Origin of the sequence: Phaeobacter porticola (assembly GCF_001888185.1) — a bacterium.
Classification (GTDB): Bacteria; Pseudomonadota; Alphaproteobacteria; order Rhodobacterales; family Rhodobacteraceae; genus Phaeobacter; species Phaeobacter porticola.
Window position 1 is genome coordinate 1,047,689 of sequence record NZ_CP016364.1, and the last position, 16,207, is coordinate 1,063,895.

The 16,207-nt window shown below is 59.3% G+C and carries 19 protein-coding genes; 8 read left to right on the top strand and 11 right to left on the bottom strand.

Annotated features, from left to right (window positions below; translation table 11 throughout):
• Nucleotides 1-10: 10 nt before the first annotated feature.
• The 3 genes from PhaeoP97_RS05105 to PhaeoP97_RS05115 all read right to left on the bottom strand — a co-directional run bounded on the left by PhaeoP97_RS05105 (nt 11) and on the right by PhaeoP97_RS05115 (nt 3,136).
• Nucleotides 11-1,618 (bottom strand): peptide chain release factor 3, encoded by a 1,608-nt coding sequence (locus tag PhaeoP97_RS05105; protein WP_072504158.1) that lies wholly within the window; start codon nt 1,616-1,618, stop codon nt 11-13.
• A gap of 128 nt (nt 1,619-1,746) precedes the next feature.
• The gene (locus PhaeoP97_RS05110) at nt 1,747-2,061 is read right to left on the bottom strand and encodes a Dabb family protein (protein WP_072504159.1); all 315 of its coding nucleotides are present in this window, start codon (nt 2,059-2,061) and stop codon (nt 1,747-1,749) included.
• Between the two features lie 145 nt (nt 2,062-2,206).
• On the bottom strand, nt 2,207-3,136 hold the full coding sequence (locus PhaeoP97_RS05115) for a Hint domain-containing protein (RefSeq protein ID WP_338048681.1): 930 nt from the start codon (nt 3,134-3,136) through the stop codon (nt 2,207-2,209).
• 392 nt (nt 3,137-3,528) lie between these two features.
• Between PhaeoP97_RS05115 and PhaeoP97_RS05120 the strand changes: the two genes are divergently transcribed.
• The 3 genes from PhaeoP97_RS05120 (at nt 3,529) to PhaeoP97_RS05130 (ending at nt 6,699) form a co-directional block, all read left to right on the top strand.
• Nucleotides 3,529-4,308, top strand: coding sequence for an SDR family oxidoreductase (locus PhaeoP97_RS05120; protein WP_072504161.1), 780 nt, complete (start codon nt 3,529-3,531; stop codon nt 4,306-4,308).
• Nucleotides 4,309-4,320: 12 nt separating this feature from the next.
• Nucleotides 4,321-5,448, top strand: a complete 1,128-nt coding sequence (locus PhaeoP97_RS05125; protein ID WP_072504162.1) for a DNA alkylation repair protein — start codon at nt 4,321-4,323, stop codon at nt 5,446-5,448.
• A gap of 117 nt (nt 5,449-5,565) precedes the next feature.
• Nucleotides 5,566-6,699 (top strand): ABC transporter ATP-binding protein, encoded by a 1,134-nt coding sequence (locus PhaeoP97_RS05130; RefSeq protein ID WP_420848994.1) that lies wholly within the window; start codon nt 5,566-5,568, stop codon nt 6,697-6,699.
• Between the two features lie 46 nt (nt 6,700-6,745).
• On the opposite strand, the gene PhaeoP97_RS05135 is transcribed toward PhaeoP97_RS05130, so the two are convergent.
• On the bottom strand, nt 6,746-7,423 hold the full coding sequence (locus PhaeoP97_RS05135) for a helix-turn-helix transcriptional regulator (protein ID WP_072504163.1): 678 nt from the start codon (nt 7,421-7,423) through the stop codon (nt 6,746-6,748).
• A 66-nt stretch (nt 7,424-7,489) separates the two neighbouring features.
• Entirely contained in the window at nt 7,490-7,798 is a 309-nt protein-coding gene (locus PhaeoP97_RS05140) for a hypothetical protein (RefSeq protein WP_072504164.1), read from the bottom strand.
• A gap of 223 nt (nt 7,799-8,021) precedes the next feature.
• Between PhaeoP97_RS05140 and tatA the strand changes: the two genes are divergently transcribed.
• The 5 genes from tatA (at nt 8,022) to PhaeoP97_RS05165 (ending at nt 11,218) form a co-directional block, all read left to right on the top strand.
• Complete coding sequence (gene tatA / locus PhaeoP97_RS05145) at nt 8,022-8,240, top strand: twin-arginine translocase TatA/TatE family subunit (RefSeq protein ID WP_014879615.1); 219 nt, start codon at nt 8,022-8,024, stop codon at nt 8,238-8,240.
• 6 nt (nt 8,241-8,246) lie between these two features.
• Nucleotides 8,247-8,732: a Sec-independent protein translocase protein TatB gene (gene tatB, locus PhaeoP97_RS05150; RefSeq protein WP_072504165.1), complete on the top strand. Its 486-nt coding sequence runs from the start codon at nt 8,247-8,249 to the stop codon at nt 8,730-8,732.
• Complete coding sequence (gene tatC, locus PhaeoP97_RS05155) at nt 8,729-9,703, top strand: twin-arginine translocase subunit TatC (protein WP_072504166.1); 975 nt, start codon at nt 8,729-8,731, stop codon at nt 9,701-9,703. Before tatB ends, tatC begins: the two co-directional genes overlap by 4 nt.
• Nucleotides 9,704-9,865: 162 nt before the next feature.
• Nucleotides 9,866-10,321 carry a ribose 5-phosphate isomerase B gene (gene rpiB, locus PhaeoP97_RS05160; RefSeq protein WP_072504167.1) on the top strand — a complete coding sequence of 152 codons (456 nt, stop codon included), beginning with the start codon at nt 9,866-9,868 and terminating at the stop codon, nt 10,319-10,321.
• 54 nt (nt 10,322-10,375) lie between these two features.
• Nucleotides 10,376-11,218 (top strand): ATP-binding protein, encoded by an 843-nt coding sequence (locus PhaeoP97_RS05165; RefSeq protein WP_072504168.1) that lies wholly within the window; start codon nt 10,376-10,378, stop codon nt 11,216-11,218.
• Nucleotides 11,219-11,323: 105 nt separating this feature from the next.
• Here PhaeoP97_RS05165 and PhaeoP97_RS05170 read toward each other — a convergent pair whose 3' ends face one another.
• From PhaeoP97_RS05170 to PhaeoP97_RS05195, 6 genes are all read right to left on the bottom strand, one after another.
• Complete coding sequence (locus tag PhaeoP97_RS05170; RefSeq protein WP_072504169.1) at nt 11,324-12,544, bottom strand: LysM peptidoglycan-binding domain-containing M23 family metallopeptidase; 1,221 nt, start codon at nt 12,542-12,544, stop codon at nt 11,324-11,326.
• 135 nt (nt 12,545-12,679) lie between these two features.
• Entirely contained in the window at nt 12,680-13,327 is a 648-nt protein-coding gene (locus PhaeoP97_RS05175; protein WP_072504170.1) for a protein-L-isoaspartate(D-aspartate) O-methyltransferase, read from the bottom strand.
• Nucleotides 13,324-14,106 (bottom strand): 5'/3'-nucleotidase SurE, encoded by a 783-nt coding sequence (gene surE, locus PhaeoP97_RS05180; RefSeq protein WP_072504171.1) that lies wholly within the window; start codon nt 14,104-14,106, stop codon nt 13,324-13,326. Before surE ends, PhaeoP97_RS05175 begins: the two co-directional genes overlap by 4 nt.
• 252 nt (nt 14,107-14,358) lie before the next feature.
• Nucleotides 14,359-15,012 carry an SDR family NAD(P)-dependent oxidoreductase gene (locus PhaeoP97_RS05185; protein ID WP_072506307.1) on the bottom strand — a complete coding sequence of 218 codons (654 nt, stop codon included), beginning with the start codon at nt 15,010-15,012 and terminating at the stop codon, nt 14,359-14,361.
• 90 nt (nt 15,013-15,102) lie between these two features.
• Entirely contained in the window at nt 15,103-15,375 is a 273-nt protein-coding gene (locus PhaeoP97_RS05190) for a hypothetical protein (protein WP_072504172.1), read from the bottom strand.
• Between the two features lie 228 nt (nt 15,376-15,603).
• Entirely contained in the window at nt 15,604-16,146 is a 543-nt protein-coding gene (locus PhaeoP97_RS05195) for a DUF2199 domain-containing protein (protein ID WP_072504173.1), read from the bottom strand.
• Nucleotides 16,147-16,207 lie beyond the last annotated feature (61 nt).

The window sequence follows — 16,207 nt, forward strand, 5'->3', positions numbered from 1 at the left end:
GAAACGGGTCTTAGACCATCATCTCCTTGGTCGCAGTGAGTTTCAAGTCCGGATAATCCCGCTCGACCCGGTCGATATCCCACTGAAGCCGCGTCAGATAGACGACGTCGCCATCATTGTCATAGGCGATGTGCTGTTTGTTGGTGTTGATAAACTTGTCCAGCGCCAGCTTGTCGCCGCTGACCCAGCGGGCCGAGGTGAATTGAGAGGCCTCGAAGCGTACAGGCAAGCCGTATTCCATCTCAATCCGACTGGCGAGCACTTCGAACTGCAACTGCCCGACTACGCCGACGATAAAGCCTGACCCGATCGAGGGTTTGAATACTTTGGCTGCGCCTTCTTCGGCGAACTGCATCAGCGCTTTTTCCAGATGCTTGGCCTTCATCGGATCGCCCGCGCGCACGCCCTGCAACAGTTCAGGCGCAAAGGACGGGATACCGCTTACGCGCAGCGCCTCACCTTCGGTCAGCGTGTCGCCGATGCGCAACTGGCCATGGTTTGGGATACCAATGATATCACCAGCCCAGGCTTCCTCTGCCAATTCGCGGTCGGAGGCCAGAAACAGCACCGGGTTGGAAATCGCCATCGGTTTTTTAGTCCGGACATGCGTCAGTTTCATGCCGCGTTTGAAATGGCCGGAGGCCAGCCGCACAAAGGCAACCCGGTCACGGTGCTTGGGGTCCATATTAGCCTGAACCTTAAACACAAAACCTGCAACCTTGGTTTCGTCCGGCGCAATCTCGCGGGGTTGCGCATTTTGGGACTGGGGTTCGGGACCGTAGGTGCTGATGCCATCCATCAGCTCCTTCACGCCAAAGGAGTTGATCGCAGAGCCGAACCAGATTGGCGTCATGTGACCCTCCAGAACCGACTGCGGATCAAGGGTTGGCAAAAGCTCACGGGCCATTTCGACCTCTTCCAACAGCTTTTCCAGCAGGTGTTCTGGCACATGCTTAGCCAGTTGGGGATCATCCAGCCCGTTGATCTCGATGCTTTCGGCGATCTTGTTGCGGTCCGCGCGGTCCATCAGCTCCAGCCGGTCCCGCAGCATGTCGTAACAGCCGATGAAATCGCGCCCCACCCCGATCGGCCAGCTTGCCGGGGTCACGTCAATCGCGAGATTCTGCTGGATCTCGTCAATAATCTCAAACGTGTCGCGGCTTTCGCGGTCCATCTTGTTGCAGAAGGTCAGGATCGGCAGATCCCGCAGGCGGCAGACCTCAAACAGTTTCTGGGTCTGGCTTTCCACACCTTTGGCACCGTCGATGACCATGACCGCCGCATCCACCGCTGTCAGCGTGCGATAGGTGTCTTCCGAAAAGTCGGAGTGACCGGGCGTATCCACCAAATTGAACCGGTAGTTGGCGTAGTCAAACGACATCGCGGAGGCCGAAACGGAAATGCCGCGATCCTTCTCCATCTGCATGAAGTCTGAACGTGTACGCCGGGCCTCACCCTTAGCGCGCACCTGACCGGCCATCTGAATAGCACCACCATAAAGCAGGAACTTCTCAGTCAGCGTGGTTTTACCGGCATCCGGATGCGAGATGATCGCAAAGGTGCGGCGCCGGGCGATTTCGGCTGGCAGGTCGGGGCGGTTGGGGACGGTATCGAGCATGAGCGCGCGTATATCAGGATGGTAGGCCGAGGCAAGAAAAACAGCGGGGTGACCTAAACCGCGCCGCAATCGGTCACGCTGGTTAGTGGGATCCCTCTGGTGACAACCGGGCGTCAGCCCAGCAGGGGTTAGACTGTCACAGGGAGATCAAGCACCAGGATGCCCTCAATACCGCCAGCGGCATGCGCGACCAATTGCGCGCCGAGGGCTTGATGCTCGGGGTGATCTGCGTAGGTTTTCAGATCATCCCAGCCGTCAAAATCGATCACGAAGCCATGCTGATAGCCGCGTTCGATCTGCTCCGGGCTTTCCGATCGCCCACCAGTGAAATCTCGTGCGCCGGACAGCCGTTCCGTCAATGCGGACAATCCGGCATAGATCTGGGCAATCCTGTCCTCTGGCGTGTCTGGTTTGAATTTTGTCAGAACGATGTGACGGATCATTGGCGTTTCTTTCTGCGCGGGGCTTATGGTTAGGCAAGGGGCAACAGAGACCAAGCCTGTCACTGATCAACGCTTGCCGATAGTCGGCAATTGGGTTGTGATCATTGACCAAGGCGCCTGATTGTTGGCCTTTGTGTCCCAAGGCTTAGCGCAGTTGTGCGTGTCGCAGGCTTGATGAAGCGTCACTTGGTTCCAACAGCGCGGGACGGATGTCCAAACCAGAAGCAACCCGCTGGTGGCCAATAAGCAAACCGGAGCTGCGGCCCAGATGCGCTTCCGGCAAGGCGGCACGGGTCAGCGGATCCAGTAGCAGACTTTCGGCGGCAATGCCTTCAGCAAAGATGATTTGGTGGCGATCAAATAGCAGCTGGAAGTAGTCCACAAAGCCACCGCTTTGGACTAGAACATCAATGCCGTTTACCAAGTCGCGCGCGCGCACCAGTTCGTTGGTAGGGCCCCGGCGGAGGATATCGTGGCGTGAACGCACGAGCAGCCGGTGATCAGGGCTGACCAGCAAGTCGTTTTCATTGTTATGCGCGCCGGCCTTGATCAGGATCGGAGCCATATCACCTATGGCGCGGCTGGTGCACTGACCGATCCAGCGCACCGGTTGGGCGCCATCGTCGCGTGTCAGGACACGATCCCCAACCCTGAGATTTTCAATCCGACGCTGAGCGCCGGTACCCAAGGTGATACAGGTGCCACGGGTAAAGGACACACAGGCAAGCTGTGCCAGTCGCAGGCGTGTGCCCTCGCGGGTTTTGCGCACAAGGGTATAACTGGTCTGGACCTGTAGCGGAGCCAACGGCAGCAGGTAGATCGCTGCAATCATCCCGTCGCTGTCCACTTCGACCAGCACCAGCGCATCAACATTCGCGCCAATATCCGGCATCAGCGTCAATAGGCAATCCAGATGCAGCCGCGCCCCCGGGGTGCCAATGGCGGTGTCCTTGGCCAGGGTGAACCGCCCGTCGGTACGTGCTGAAATGCCCAGCTGATGGGGCGCATCGCTTCGGGTCAACTGATAGACATCATCCAGTTGAAGATCATCGTAGACCCCCAATCCGTCGCCCATATTCGCGCCCATTTCCACGCAGAATTCGGATGCGGTGAAAACCGGCAGTGTCTGTATGGCAGGGGCTCTTTGATGCAACGGTGTGCGCATGAATAATCTGACCAAATCAAATGGACGCGCGTCCTGCGCGGCTGATCTCTCATACTGCCGGGAAATGTGGCGATATGGGGACCAGACGGCGGTGGTTTTGCGAAGGCGCGCGAAACATCTGTGATGGCAGCTTGGCGTGATCGAGCGCGAGTGACGGACGGGCGGGAGAGCCCATCTGCTGGGGGCTGGTCAATACCGAAGCGAGAGTGCAAGGTCTGCGCAACAGGGACACCGGCGTAATCTTTACTGGGGCTACAAGCTACCAGCCGAAAATGTCGCCGCATGGCAAGGGAGATAGGTATATGGATTTGGGTTTGGCGGGGAAGCGCGCTTTGGTTTGTGCCAGCAGCAAGGGGTTGGGACTGGGCTGCGCCGAAGCATTGGCAGCGGCGGGTGTGGATCTGGTGATGAACGCGCGCGGGGCAGAGGCTCTCTTGGGGTCGGCCCAGGCGATCCGTGATGCGCATGGTGTCGACGTCGAAACCATCGCCGCAGATATCACCACCGAAGAGGGGCAGGCTAAAGTCGTTGCTGCCGCCGAGGGCGTGGATATTCTCGTGACCAACGCGGGTGGCCCACCTCCGGGGGTTTGGTCTGATTGGCAGCGTGACGATTTCATCAAGGCGCTTGATGCCAATATGCTGACGCCGATTGCGTTGATCAAAGCGCTGGTGCCGGGCATGATGGAGCGGGGTTGGGGCCGTGTCGTCAATATCACTTCGCAATCGGTAAAGGCACCAATCGCCGTTCTCGGCCTTTCGAATGCGGCGCGCACCGGGCTGACTGGCTATGTAGCAGGCACCTCCCGTCAGGTTGCCGCGAAGGGCGTGACCATCAACAACCTGCTGCCCGGTATCCACGCCACGGATCGGGCGGTCTCGTTGGATACCGGCGTGGCCCAACAGCAGGGGATCTCCCTTGAGCAGGCCGCCGAGCAGCGCGCCGCCAGTATTCCCGCCGGTCGCTATGGCACGCGGCAGGAGTTCGGAGCCACCTGCGCCTTCCTTTGCTCGCAGCACGCGGGCTTCATCATCGGCCAGAATATCCTGCTGGACGGTGGCGCCACGAATATGACCATTTGACGGGGCGGGCAGATGACATCCGGTTTCTCGCTGAAGGATCAATTGTTTAATCAGAAGAAGACCCGCTACCTTGCGGGCCTTTTCGCGGCGGCAGATCCCGGATTTGATCCCGCGCGGTTCGAGGCCGACGTGATGGCAGAACTCCCGGATCTGGAACTAAAACAACGCATCAGCCTGATTGCGGACGTTCTGTCGCGCCACCTGCCAGAGGATCTGGAGGCCGCCGCACCAGTTCTGAAACGCGCGTTGCCACCGCCACTGGATCCAAATCTTCGCGATGATGATTTCGGCGATTTTATCTTTGCTCCGTTAGGCGAATTTGTCGTGCTGCGTGGGTTGGACACCGCACCGGAACTGTCGCTGCAGCTTCTGTCAGAGATCACCCAGAGGTTTTCCATGGAATGGGCAATCCGCCCGTTCTTGACCCGCTGGACCGATCAGACGCTTGCCGAAATGCAGCGTTGGGCGAGCAGCGACAATTATCACCTTCGGCGGCTGGTCAGCGAAGGCACAAGGCCTAGGCTACCTTGGGGGCAGGCGGTGCCTCTGGATCTGGCGCAACCTTTGCCCTTGCTGGATCAGCTGCACGCAGATTCCACGCGCTATGTCACTCGCTCGGTCGCCAATCATCTGAATGACATCTCCAAGAAAGACCCGGATTTGGTGCTGGATCAATTGCGCCTGTGGCAGCAGGCAGGCCGCCAAGACCCAAAAGAGCTGGTCTGGATGACTGCACATGCGTTGCGCGGATTGGTCAAGGCGGGGCATGCTGGCGCGATGCAAATGCTGGGCTATGATCCAGACGCACCGGTCACCGCCAAACTGTCCGTGGCCGATACGCCTGTGCACATCGGTGGTGCCTTGCAATTTGACTGTGCTTTGGATGGTCCAGCGGATGCGCCTGTCCTTGTGGATTATCGCCTTCATTTCCAGCGTCCTGGCGGTAAGACATCGGCCAAGGTGTTCAAGCTGAAGCAGACAACCCTAAAGGCGGGCCGCGCCCGGCTGAGCAAACGCCATCCGCTTAAGGCTGGGGCCAGCACCTTTACTCTGGTGACCGGAACGCATCACCTGGAGGTGCTGGTGAACGGTGTTGTACGCGCAAGCCTGTCGTTTGAGCTGCTGGATCAGGCCGACTAGCGATACAGCCTAACAACCTATGGCGCGTGGCGTAGGGCTGTCTTGCACCGCCGCCGCCGGATTGATATCTGCGATCCAAGCCCGATCATTTTGATCAGAAACCGAAGACGAGGCCGCATGACATCTGCTTCCCCCGAACCGATGCCGTCCCGACGGGCACTGCCGACCGAGGCAGCTGCGCCGCGTCTGGAAATCCGCAACCTGCGGCGCTTTTTTGATGGGCGTGCGGTGGTGGACGATGTATCTCTGCAAATTCAGGCGGGTCAGGTCACCTGTCTACTGGGCCCCTCGGGCTGTGGTAAATCCACCACCCTGCGAATGATCGCGGGCGTTGAGATGCAGGACAGCGGCGAGATCTATGTCGATGGCAAGCTGATCTGCGACACGGTGTTTCGTGTGCCGCCGGAACGGCGCGAAATTGGGCTGATGTTTCAGGACTTTGCCCTGTTCCCACATCTAAGTGTTGCAGATAATGTGGCCTTTGGGTTGAAGGGCAGCAAGGATCAGAAACGCGCGCGGGTCGAAGAGCTGCTGCACAAGGTTTCTCTGGCGCAGTATATTGACGAGTTTCCGCATCACCTCTCCGGTGGAGAACAGCAGCGCGTGGCGCTGGCGCGGGCATTGGCCCCCAAGCCGCGCATCATGCTGATGGACGAGCCGTTTTCAGGCCTTGATAACCGGCTGCGCGATGGCATTCGGGACGAGACATTGACCTTGCTAAAGGAAGAAGACGCCGCTGTTCTTTTGGTGACGCATGAGCCGGAAGAGGCGATGCGCATGGCCGATGAGATTGCCTTGATGCGGTCAGGGCAGATCGTGCAGCAGGGCGCGCCTTATAATGTTTATACAAGGCCCGTTGATCGTGCTGCTGTTGGGTTCTTCAGCGATACCAACATTTTGAATGCTGAGGTGAACGGGGCACTGGCAGAAACACCCTTTGGTCAATTTCTGGCACCTGGCGTGCCTGACGGAACCGAGGTAGAGATTGTCTTTCGCCCGCAGCATGTGCGTATCGATTTTGACCGCAATGGCCGCGGACCGCATCCAACCCCAAGTGATGGCGTCGCGGCACGTGGCGTGGTGAAAAGGGCGCGGTTTCTTGGTCATGAAAGCTTGGTGGAATTCCGCATGGACTTCGATGGCAGCGTGCTAAAGGCGACAGTGCCAAACGTGTTTCTGCCCGACGCTGGACGGGTCATGTGGCTGACCGTGCGCCGCGACCGCTGTTTCGTCTTCCCGGCACAAGGCTGACTGACAGCCGGGTACGTCTGTTTGTGTCAGTTCCGGGGGGCTGGTCTCAGGAATTGGGATAGGGGTCATAGTCGGATAGCCGCTTGCCCGGCTCATCCACGAACAGCTCGGGCAGGGGCTTTGCATGCTCAATCAGGTCAACGCGGAACACGCGGAAATCGTCACGGGTTTCACACCAGGCCGTCAGCGTCCAGACACGTCCCCAATATTCCATGTGCAGCGGGCGGATGACCCGTTCGGTCCGCCTATCGTCGATACTGCGATAGATGAGTTGTAGTTTTTGCCGTGCCTTGATCGCAGCGCGAAGAGTCGGCATCTGCGCAAAACCCCGTGCCACATCTGCAAATGGATATACGGCAAATTTCCACGCATCGGCTTCGGCGATGGTGCCCTCTGGAAGCACCGCATCAACCTTGGCCGCCAGGCTTTCGGCTGCGGCCTTCAGATCCGGATCAGCGGCCTCTGCCACGATGGCCATCCCAAGGTTCAGTGCCTCCAGTTCCTCGGTCGTGAGTGTGAGCGGCGGCAGGGTGATCGCCTCGCGCACCATATAGCCAACGCCGCGCGCGCCCTCGACCGGCACGCCACTGGCGACCAACGTATCCATGTCACGATAGATCGTACGGGTGGATACCTCCAGCCGTTCGGCCATATCCTGCGCGCGGTGCAACTTGCCGTCGCGCAGAATTTGGATGATATCAAAAAGGCGATCAGTACGGCGCATGACCTAGCCTTGATACGGTGACGGCAAGAGGTCAAGTGTGCCGCCTGCCGTCCCCAATGCCGATGGTCAGGAGACCATCATCCACAGCACCTGTTCATGCCGCATTTTGGCTGTGTCCGGTGCAATGGCCGCCATCACCTCTGGTGCGAACTCTTGCTGCATGAAGCTTTGGGCGACGGCTTGCGCGGTCGCCATGTCCTGCCAGATTACATAGTCGGTCCAGCTGCCATCCGCACCTTGGCTCAGTTGACGATGTATAAAACCGGATTGGGCGCGCACAAAGGCTTCGGTTCTTTGCATCAGCGCCACGAACTCTGATGTCTTGGCCCCATCTGCCAGGCGGAAGGTCACGATCTCTGCGACATGTTTGTCCATCACTTGTCTCCTTTTGCTCTGTGATGGGCTGGCAATATCCAAGTCCAACTGACATAAACCTGTCAGTTGAATGCGCGCCCTGCCAAGAAAATGCGTTTTGGAGTAGATTCCACCTATTGCGTAAGGGCTCAGATCTTTGCTGCACCAGAGCGGGGGCGTAAAACGGTCATCAGATGACATCTGCGGGCCATCACCCGGTCCGCACGCAGAAGGAGACACTCTCATGCTTAACAATATCGGCCTTCCGGGCCTGCTGCTCATCGCTGTTGTCGTGCTGGTCCTGTTTGGCCGCGGCAAGATTTCGTCGCTGATGGGCGAAGTCGGCAAAGGCATCACCGCCTTCAAGAAAGGCGTCAACGACAGCACCAAAGAACTGGAAGAAGAAGACACCGCCGAGACCGCGCGCGACGTGACCCCCGAGACCGAAAAAGACAAGGTCTAAGCCGCGATGTTTGATCTTGGGTGGACCGAACTCATGGTTATCGGCGTTGTGGCGCTGATTGTTGTCGGACCCAAGGACCTGCCGGTTTTGTTCCGCAATGTCGGGCGGTTCGTGGGGAAGGCCAAGGGCATGGCGCGCGAATTCAGCCGGGCGATGAATGATGCCGCGGATGAGACGGGCGTCAATGACATAGCTAAGGGGCTGAAGGCGGCAGCCAATCCAATGAACACCGCCATGGATGGTGTCAAACAGGCGGCACAGGATATGGCCAAGTCGATTGACCCGACCAAATTCGACCCCGACAGCGAAACCGGGAAACTGGCGGCTGAACGGGCGGAAGACGCGAAGAAAATCCAGGCTGCCACCGCCCGTGCAGCGGCAGACCGCAAGGCACGCGAAGCCGCTGAAGCGCAGGCTAAGGCGGCTGAGGCGGAGGCGGCTTTGGCAGCCCCAGACACGCCGACAACGCCGGAAAGTGAGACCAAGACATGAGCGCGTCTGAAGACATCGACGACAGCACAGCGCCGCTGATTGAGCATCTGGCTGAACTGCGCACCCGCCTGATCCGGGCGGTGGGCGCGTTCATTGTGGGGATCGTGCTGGCCTTCACTGTTGCAGAACCGATCCTGCAATTCCTGCTGGGCCCGATTGAGGAAACTCTGCGCAATTTGGGTGATCCATCGCCGACATTGCAATATACCAGCCCGCAGGAATATCTGTTCACGCTGTTTCGCATCTCCATGGTGTTTGGCTTTGCGCTGTCTTTTCCGGTGATTGGCTTCCAACTCTGGCGCTTTGTGGCGCCGGGGCTCTACAAGACGGAAAAGAATGCGTTTTTGCCCTTCCTCATTGCCTCTCCGGTGATGTTTCTCTTGGGGGCCAGCTTTGCGCATTTCGTAGTAACACCGCTGGCGATGGCATTTTTCCTTGGCTTTGCTGATGTGTCGTCGATCTTTGCCAATCTGATGTCTGGTGCGGTGAGCAACCTGCCAGCCGATGCCGCCGTGGTGCCGGAAACCACTGACGGGGTGCGGATCACCTTCTTTGGCAAGGTGAACGAATCTCTTGATATCACGCTCAAGTTCATCATGGCTTTTGGTCTGTGTTTTCAGTTGCCGGTGCTTCTGACCCTGATGGGCAAGGCCGGCCTGGTCAGCGCCGACGGGCTTGGCAGCGTCCGCAAATATGCGGTTGTCGCGATCCTTGTGCTGGCTGCGCTGGTAACCCCGCCGGATGTGATCACCCAAGGGATCCTCTTCACAGTGGTTTATGGCCTCTATGAAATTTCTATCCTGCTGGTGCGTCAGGTGGAAAAGACCCGTGAGGCCAAGCTGCGCGCAGAAGGCTATTACGATGACGAAGACGATATCGGCGAGGAGATGGACAGACATCCCGAAGACGATCCACTGATGGACGAGTTCGATGAGGATGACGACACTGACGATGACGGCAAGGTCAAGTAATCCCTGCCAGAACCGACCAAGAAAGGCGCGCTGGAAACGGCGCGCCTTTTTGGTTGTGGCGGTGTCTTAGGCGGTCAAAGGGGGCAAGGCGCGGCCCGCTGCCCTCTTGCCCGCCCAGCCGGAACATGCTTTGACCCTGGCAACTCACCGACGGAGACTCCCATGGACCAGACCAAACCCACCCGCGTTGTTCTTTCCAGCGACCATGCAGCCATTGAGCTGCGTCAGGCCATCGCTGATCATATCGCTGCAAATGGCTATGAGGTGGTCGATATCGGCCCGATAACAGCAGAAAGCACCCACTACCCCAAGCACGGCGCAGCCGCAGCGGAGCGGGTGGCCTCTGGCGATTGCGAATTGGGCATCATTCTTTGTGGAACTGGCCAGGGCATCATGATGGCCGCAAACAAGGTAAAAGGCATCCGCTGCGGCGTGTGCTCCGAGACATTCTCGGCGAAGATGATCCGTCAACACAATAACGCCAACATGCTCTCTATCGGGGCGCGTGTCGTTGGCGACAGCCTTGCGGTTGAAATCGTCGATACCTTCCTAAGCACCGAATTCGAAGGTGGCCGTCACGCAACCCGTGTCGACATGATCGAACCGCAGGACAGCTGATCGCGGCCGCAGGTTGCGACAGATCCTGACCCTGCCACTAGACGGAGGCCCGTTATGGACGAGACAAGCTTGACCCGCATCGCGCAAGCATTGGAGCGGATGGCACCGGCACCGCTGGATGCACCGGATTTCAACGCGGCCTCCGCCTTTGTCTGGCATGTATCGCCGGACCGGCTAGAGCCTGTGACGACCGTGAACCGGGTTGCTCTGGAACTGTTGCTGGGTATTGACCGGGCCCGCGATACACTCTTGGGCAATACACGACGTTTCGCAGCCGGGTTTGCGGCTAATAACGCCCTGCTTTGGGGCGCGCGGGGAATGGGAAAATCCAGTCTGGTGAAGGCTATCCATGGCCAGTTGTCACCGGAATTTCCCAAACTGACGTTGGTGGAGCTGCAGCGCGAAGACCTGCCGTCCGTGGCGCGGTTGCTGAACCATCTGCGCGCTGCCCCCGAACGGTTCATTCTGTATTGTGATGATCTCTCCTTTGGCCATGATGATCAGCACTACAAAAGCCTGAAAGCGGTGCTGGATGGCGGTATCGAAGGACGGCCTGAAAATGTGCTGTTCTACGCGACCTCCAACCGTCGCCACCTGATGCCACGCGATATGATCGAAAACGAACGTTCAAGCGCCATTAACCCCTCCGAAGCGGTTGAGGAAAAGGTCTCTCTGTCGGATCGTTTTGGGTTGTGGCTCGGCTTCCACCCCTGTGATCAGGATGAGTATTTGGCCATGATCTCAGGCTATTGCGTCGCCTATGGCGTTGATGTCTCGGATCAGGCTCTGCGGGCAGAGGCAATTGAATGGCAGGCCACCCGGGGCTCTCGCTCGGGTCGTGTAGCATGGCAGTTCTTTACCGATCTGGCGGGCCGACATGGGGTCAAGGTGACCTGATAGATAGTTTGCGCCCAGTTAACCGTACGATGGTCAGAACAAAAAAGCGGCGCCCAGGATTTAACCGGGGCGCCGCTTTTTGTTCTGTGGCCAAAGTTGGTCAAGCTACTGTAGATAGGGCAGCGGATCGACGCTTTCGAAACCGTTTCGTACTTCAAAATGCACATAGGCCGAGGACTCATCGCGCAAGGTGGCAATGGTCTGGCCGCGTTTTACGGTGTCGCCTTTGTTGACCTCGATCTTGTCGACATTGGCGTAGACGGTCAGCAATTTGGCGTCATGGCGGATCACGATGATCGGGATATTGTTGGAATCCTTGGTGATCGCGGCAACGGTCCCGCCATCGGCAGCTTTGACGGGTGCGTTGGCGGCTGCGGCGATATCAATGCCGTCGTTCTTCCCCTTGGCATAGGTGCGGATGATTTTGCCCTGAACAGGATAGCTCATCGCGGCGGTGGAGCTGCGGGTCGGAGCCGGGACTTCGACCTTTGGCAAATCCTTGGGCACCACGGCGGCCGGAGCCACAGTTTCGCTCGGCAGTGGTTTCGTCGCGCTTGGCGGGGTAGGTGTGCTGGTGCCCTCGCCTGGTGCTGTGACCGCAGTCGCGACAGGTGCTGCGGAGGCTTCTTGGCGCGGAACTGGGCGATCTTTTAACGGGATCAGCAGAAACTGACCTTCACGGATCGCAAAATCGCTGCCCAGACCGTTCCAGTCTGCCAGTGATTTCACCGGCACTTGATAAAGACGCGAGACGGTATAGGCGGTTTCGCCGCGCTTTACCTTGTGGCGCACGGGTTCCGGTCCGCTCTGAACCTGTGGCTTGTTGGCTGATGTTTGCGGTGCCAGTGACGCGGTACTGACTTGGCTGCTCGCGCTGGGGCTGGTCGATGGCGCACTGTCGATGGCATCGCCTGCAAGTGACGCAATATCTACGCCGCCGTTGCCTGCCGTCGCAGAACCGGGCGCGCGACGGGGCAGGGCGATGATTTCCCCTTGACGCAGCGGGTCTTCGGTCTTCATGCCGTTGAAGCGTGCCAATTCGCTGGCGGGCAACCCAATGCGGCTGGCAACATCGCCCAGCGTATCGCCCCGGCGTGCGACAGCCACCTGATAGGATGGATAGGTGATCAACCCCTTGTCATCAGGCTTGGGGCGGCTTGCGGTTGCAGTCTGCGCTGCCTTCGTGGTGTTGAAGGCTCCGATCTGGCCGCGCAGGTCATAATCCAGCGGGGCTTCGCAGGCGGCCAATACGGCCACCAGCGGCAAGGTCATCAGCGCCTTACGGCCTGCCATGCGATTGGGGCGGGTGGGTGCTGTTACTGTCATTTCGCTCTCCTCGGAACGCCGTTCCCGTCTTGCGGGCCCCCATTATCCCTGGGGCTTGCCAATAGTTCTGTCGGCCAGCCACGAAAGGACCACGACATCGTGCGTGGCTTGGGATGGGCGGATCTCGCCCTTCCCTTACGTGTCTTTGCCGATCCCCTCAAGCAGGGGAACAAAACGCACCGGGCGCAATTCGTCGTATTCCAAGCCGCTGTCGGTTTTTTGAACACGGATCAGCGTCTGGACTGTGTCGGACTGGCCAACGGGCACCACCATGATACCCCCGGTCTTTAGCTGCGCCAAGAGCGGGCCGGGGGGGTCCTCGGCAGCGGCGGTCACGATGATTCGATCAAAGGGCGCCTGTTCCGGCAACCCGTGACTACCATCGCCAACAAGGGAGGTGATATTGGACAGATGTAACTGGTCAAAGATCTGCCGCGCCTCGCGTACGAGGCGGGCATGGCGGTCTACCGTATAAACCCGGCGCGCCAATTTACTAAGAATCGCGGCTTGATAACCTGACCCAGTGCCCACCTCCAGAACCGTATCACGCGGCGAAATCTGCAAGGCCTGTGTCATCAATCCAACGACCGAGGGTTGCGATATGGTTTGCCCGCAGGCAATCGGCAACGGCATGTCCTCATAGGCACGAGCGGAAAACAGCCCACGCACGAAAGGGCCGCGATCAATTTGCTCCATCGCGTCCAGGACCTGCGCATCCGTCACCCCGCGCGACCGCAGGGCAAAGAGGAACTGCATCTTAGTTTCAGCAGATGGGTCGCTCATTCAATGCCCTTCAGACGCTCCAGCGCGTCCGTCGCTGTAAGATCCGCCCGCATTGGTGTCACGGAGATATAGCCCGCAAGGTTCTGCGCCGCGTCGCTGCCCTCGGCGGTGGCGATATGCTGATTGCCCCCCCGGATCCAGAGATAGCGCCGTCCATTGGGGGAGGTCTGTTCCTCAGCGGAGAAATGGCTGCCACGCCGGAATCCCTGTGGCGCGATCCGCCGTCCCTTTACACCCTTGGCAGGCACCGGTGGGAAATTGATGTTGTAAAACAACCGGTAATCCGCGTCGTCCCTGGGCTGCGCCTCAAGAATGGAGCGAATGAGATCGGCGCCGTGCTGGGCGGCTGCTTCAAACGGGGTCTCTAGCTGGGCATTATCAGGCCCGAAATACTGCGACAGTCCCATGGCGGGAATGCCCTGTAAAGCTGCCTCCATCGCGCCGCCAAGTGTACCGGAATATAGCGCATTTTCAGCCGAGTTGTTGCCGCGGTTGACGCCCGACAGCACCAGATCCGGCCGGTGGTCCTTCATCACCACATGCAGGCCTGCCAGCACACAGTCGGCGGGGGATCCTTCCGCCGCAAATCTGTGCTCGCCCAGCTGGCTCAGCATAAAGGGGCGGGTGTAGCTGATGCAGTGGCCAACGCCCGACTGCTCAAACGCGGGTGCCACGGTCCAGACCTCGCCACCCGGGCCTGCCACATCGCGGGCAATCTGTTCCAGAACGGCCAGACCGGGCGCGCTTATGCCATCGTCATTGGTGATCAGAATTCGCATGTAGGGGGCCTCTCGTCTTGCTCTGGCTGGCTGTATCGGGGGCGTGAACATGCCGGTCCGCATCTCAGACCTGAATAAGATGTGGGGCAAAAGGGGGCAAGTCTTTCCCCGCGGTGACCATAGGCAAGGGCTGTGGCAGCGGCCCCTGCGGCACAGAGGTCACAGGTTTGTCGCGCAACGATCAAAATGAAAACGCCCGGTGCCCTGACAGGGGCGCCGGGCGCGGGAAATCAACCAGGTTTCGACATCGAATTACTCCGCAGCGGCCAGGATCTCTGCCAACAATCGTGCGGCCTCATCCTGCGGCGTCGCCAGTGCATCGCGGTCTTCGCCGGGGAAGAAACGTGCGCGCAGGGCTGTGCCCATAGGGTTCGGGGTCAGTACCTGCACTCTGGGACCTGTTTTGACGGTCTCGACCTGCCAGCTGTTGGCCAGTGACATCTGTGCCGCCTTGGTGGCGCCATAGGCACCAAAGAACTTGTCGCCCGCACGTGGATCGTCAAAGAACACGGCACCGCCGGTTTGACCTAGTAAGGGGGACACATAGGGGATCAGCACGGATGTGGCAGTGGCGTTGATGGCCATGGATTTCTGCCAATCCTTGGCGGCGACAAAATTCGCAGGGCTAAGGGGGGCGGCATGGATCGCCGTGTGCACCCATAGATCAAGATTGCCCCAGCGGTCGTGGATGCCCCGGCACAGGGTGGCCATGGCCTCTGGCACGGTGATATCCATGGGAGCTAATGTGGCAGAGCCGCCGGCGGCCTTGATGCGGTCGTCCAGCTCTTCCAATGCGCCGGTTGTGCGGGCAACGGCGACAATATGATGGGTTGGTGCCAGTGCCTCAGCGAGCGCTGCGCCCAGGCCACGAGAGGCCCCGGTGATAAGAGCAAGTTTCTGTGTCATGAAGGTCTTGTGCGGCGCGGCGCGGGCCGGGTCAAGAGGCCAAAGCCGCACAGCAGCATCAGCCCCGCCCATCAACGGGGCGGGCTTGGGTTAGCTGCCCGGCATTTCGAGACGAGAGGCCTTGCCGTTCTTTTGCAGGATCAGCCCTTTGGCGTCGATCGCGATCACCTCGCTACCTGACAGGCGACTGCCGCGCTGGACAACCTGCGTGCGACCGCTGGGCATCCTCACCATCGCGTTCAGGTTGTTGCTGGCACCGTATAGTCCCAGAAGGCTCAGCGTATTGCGGCGCAATGCATCCTTTTGGGTGGCGTGGCCTGCGACATTTGCGGGGGTTTTGCCGCCGCGTTCACGATTTGCCATTCTGCGGTCATCTTCTTTCTTGGGTCATTTGTCCGGTTCGCCGCCGCGCTATCAGCTCTGGATGTTGGGAAACAGGGGGGGCAAAAACAGTGGCAAGGCTCTGCTGGTCGCGCAGGGTGTCCTGCGCGATCTGCTGCCCATCATCGCAAAACCGGTCGCCCGATTGCGCACAGCCCCTTGAAATCAGATCGGCGCGTTCAGCTGTTGGCCAATACCGGTGGTGAGGTGTCAGGCGTCGTAGACCAATGATGGCAGATCATGGCCATAGGCGTAGAGCAGACCCAGCAGCTCTTCCAGCGTCGCGCCGACCATTTGCAAATTATACAGCGGGTGCTCCGGGTCAGAGATCTGCAGCTCCGGGTATTGGCCTTCGGGGCGCATGTGCAGCATGGCCTCAACCGCTTCGGTGCCGTCAGGCGGGATCGCATTGGCCAACCAGGCGCGCTGGCTGTCCAAATCTTCAGCCTCCTGCATCTCAAAACGGTCTAGGAATTCATCGAAATCCTCGCGGCTAAGCCGCGCCCAGGTGCCAAGGATGAATTCTTCGCCTTTGGTGTCCGCTAGCGGCACCGCCAGCACCGCGCGCACAAAACGCAAACTGCCCAGACGGCAAAAATCCTCAGTCAGTACATCGCCGGCCTGCGCCGAAAGTGCCGTATTGTCATGTACAAACATGTCTTCCGGGCAAGCGTCGGGCCGGTCGCAGCTGAGGCTCAGCAGCTGGGCGAACGTCGCCCCACAACAGCGGCATTGGCGCTGTGAGCCGAGCATACGGGCGAGATGTGGATCCAAAGGGCGGCCTTTCGGGGCAGGGACAAAAAGGAAAGAGGCG

What these genes read in the sequence shown, in the direction of transcription:
- PhaeoP97_RS05105 (WP_072504158.1), bottom strand. Translation starts at nt 1,618, where the DNA reads ATGCTCGATACCGTCCCCAACCGCCCCGACCTGCCAGCCGAAATCGCC.
- PhaeoP97_RS05110 (WP_072504159.1), bottom strand. Translation starts at nt 2,061, where the DNA reads ATGATCCGTCACATCGTTCTGACAAAATTCAAACCAGACACGCCAGAG.
- PhaeoP97_RS05115 (WP_338048681.1), bottom strand. Translation starts at nt 3,136, where the DNA reads ATGGGCGACGGATTGGGGGTCTACGATGATCTTCAACTGGATGATGTC.
- PhaeoP97_RS05120 (WP_072504161.1), top strand. Translation starts at nt 3,529, where the DNA reads ATGGATTTGGGTTTGGCGGGGAAGCGCGCTTTGGTTTGTGCCAGCAGC.
- PhaeoP97_RS05125 (WP_072504162.1), top strand. Translation starts at nt 4,321, where the DNA reads ATGACATCCGGTTTCTCGCTGAAGGATCAATTGTTTAATCAGAAGAAG.
- PhaeoP97_RS05130 (WP_420848994.1), top strand. Translation starts at nt 5,566, where the DNA reads ATGACATCTGCTTCCCCCGAACCGATGCCGTCCCGACGGGCACTGCCG.
- PhaeoP97_RS05135 (WP_072504163.1), bottom strand. Translation starts at nt 7,423, where the DNA reads ATGCGCCGTACTGATCGCCTTTTTGATATCATCCAAATTCTGCGCGAC.
- PhaeoP97_RS05140 (WP_072504164.1), bottom strand. Translation starts at nt 7,798, where the DNA reads ATGGACAAACATGTCGCAGAGATCGTGACCTTCCGCCTGGCAGATGGG.
- tatA (WP_014879615.1), top strand. Translation starts at nt 8,022, where the DNA reads ATGCTTAACAATATCGGCCTTCCGGGCCTGCTGCTCATCGCTGTTGTC.
- tatB (WP_072504165.1), top strand. Translation starts at nt 8,247, where the DNA reads ATGTTTGATCTTGGGTGGACCGAACTCATGGTTATCGGCGTTGTGGCG.
- tatC (WP_072504166.1), top strand. Translation starts at nt 8,729, where the DNA reads ATGAGCGCGTCTGAAGACATCGACGACAGCACAGCGCCGCTGATTGAG.
- rpiB (WP_072504167.1), top strand. Translation starts at nt 9,866, where the DNA reads ATGGACCAGACCAAACCCACCCGCGTTGTTCTTTCCAGCGACCATGCA.
- PhaeoP97_RS05165 (WP_072504168.1), top strand. Translation starts at nt 10,376, where the DNA reads ATGGACGAGACAAGCTTGACCCGCATCGCGCAAGCATTGGAGCGGATG.
- PhaeoP97_RS05170 (WP_072504169.1), bottom strand. Translation starts at nt 12,544, where the DNA reads ATGACAGTAACAGCACCCACCCGCCCCAATCGCATGGCAGGCCGTAAG.
- PhaeoP97_RS05175 (WP_072504170.1), bottom strand. Translation starts at nt 13,327, where the DNA reads ATGAGCGACCCATCTGCTGAAACTAAGATGCAGTTCCTCTTTGCCCTG.
- surE (WP_072504171.1), bottom strand. Translation starts at nt 14,106, where the DNA reads ATGCGAATTCTGATCACCAATGACGATGGCATAAGCGCGCCCGGTCTG.
- PhaeoP97_RS05185 (WP_072506307.1), bottom strand. Translation starts at nt 15,012, where the DNA reads ATGACACAGAAACTTGCTCTTATCACCGGGGCCTCTCGTGGCCTGGGC.
- PhaeoP97_RS05190 (WP_072504172.1), bottom strand. Translation starts at nt 15,375, where the DNA reads ATGGCAAATCGTGAACGCGGCGGCAAAACCCCCGCAAATGTCGCAGGC.
- PhaeoP97_RS05195 (WP_072504173.1), bottom strand. Translation starts at nt 16,146, where the DNA reads ATGCTCGGCTCACAGCGCCAATGCCGCTGTTGTGGGGCGACGTTCGCC.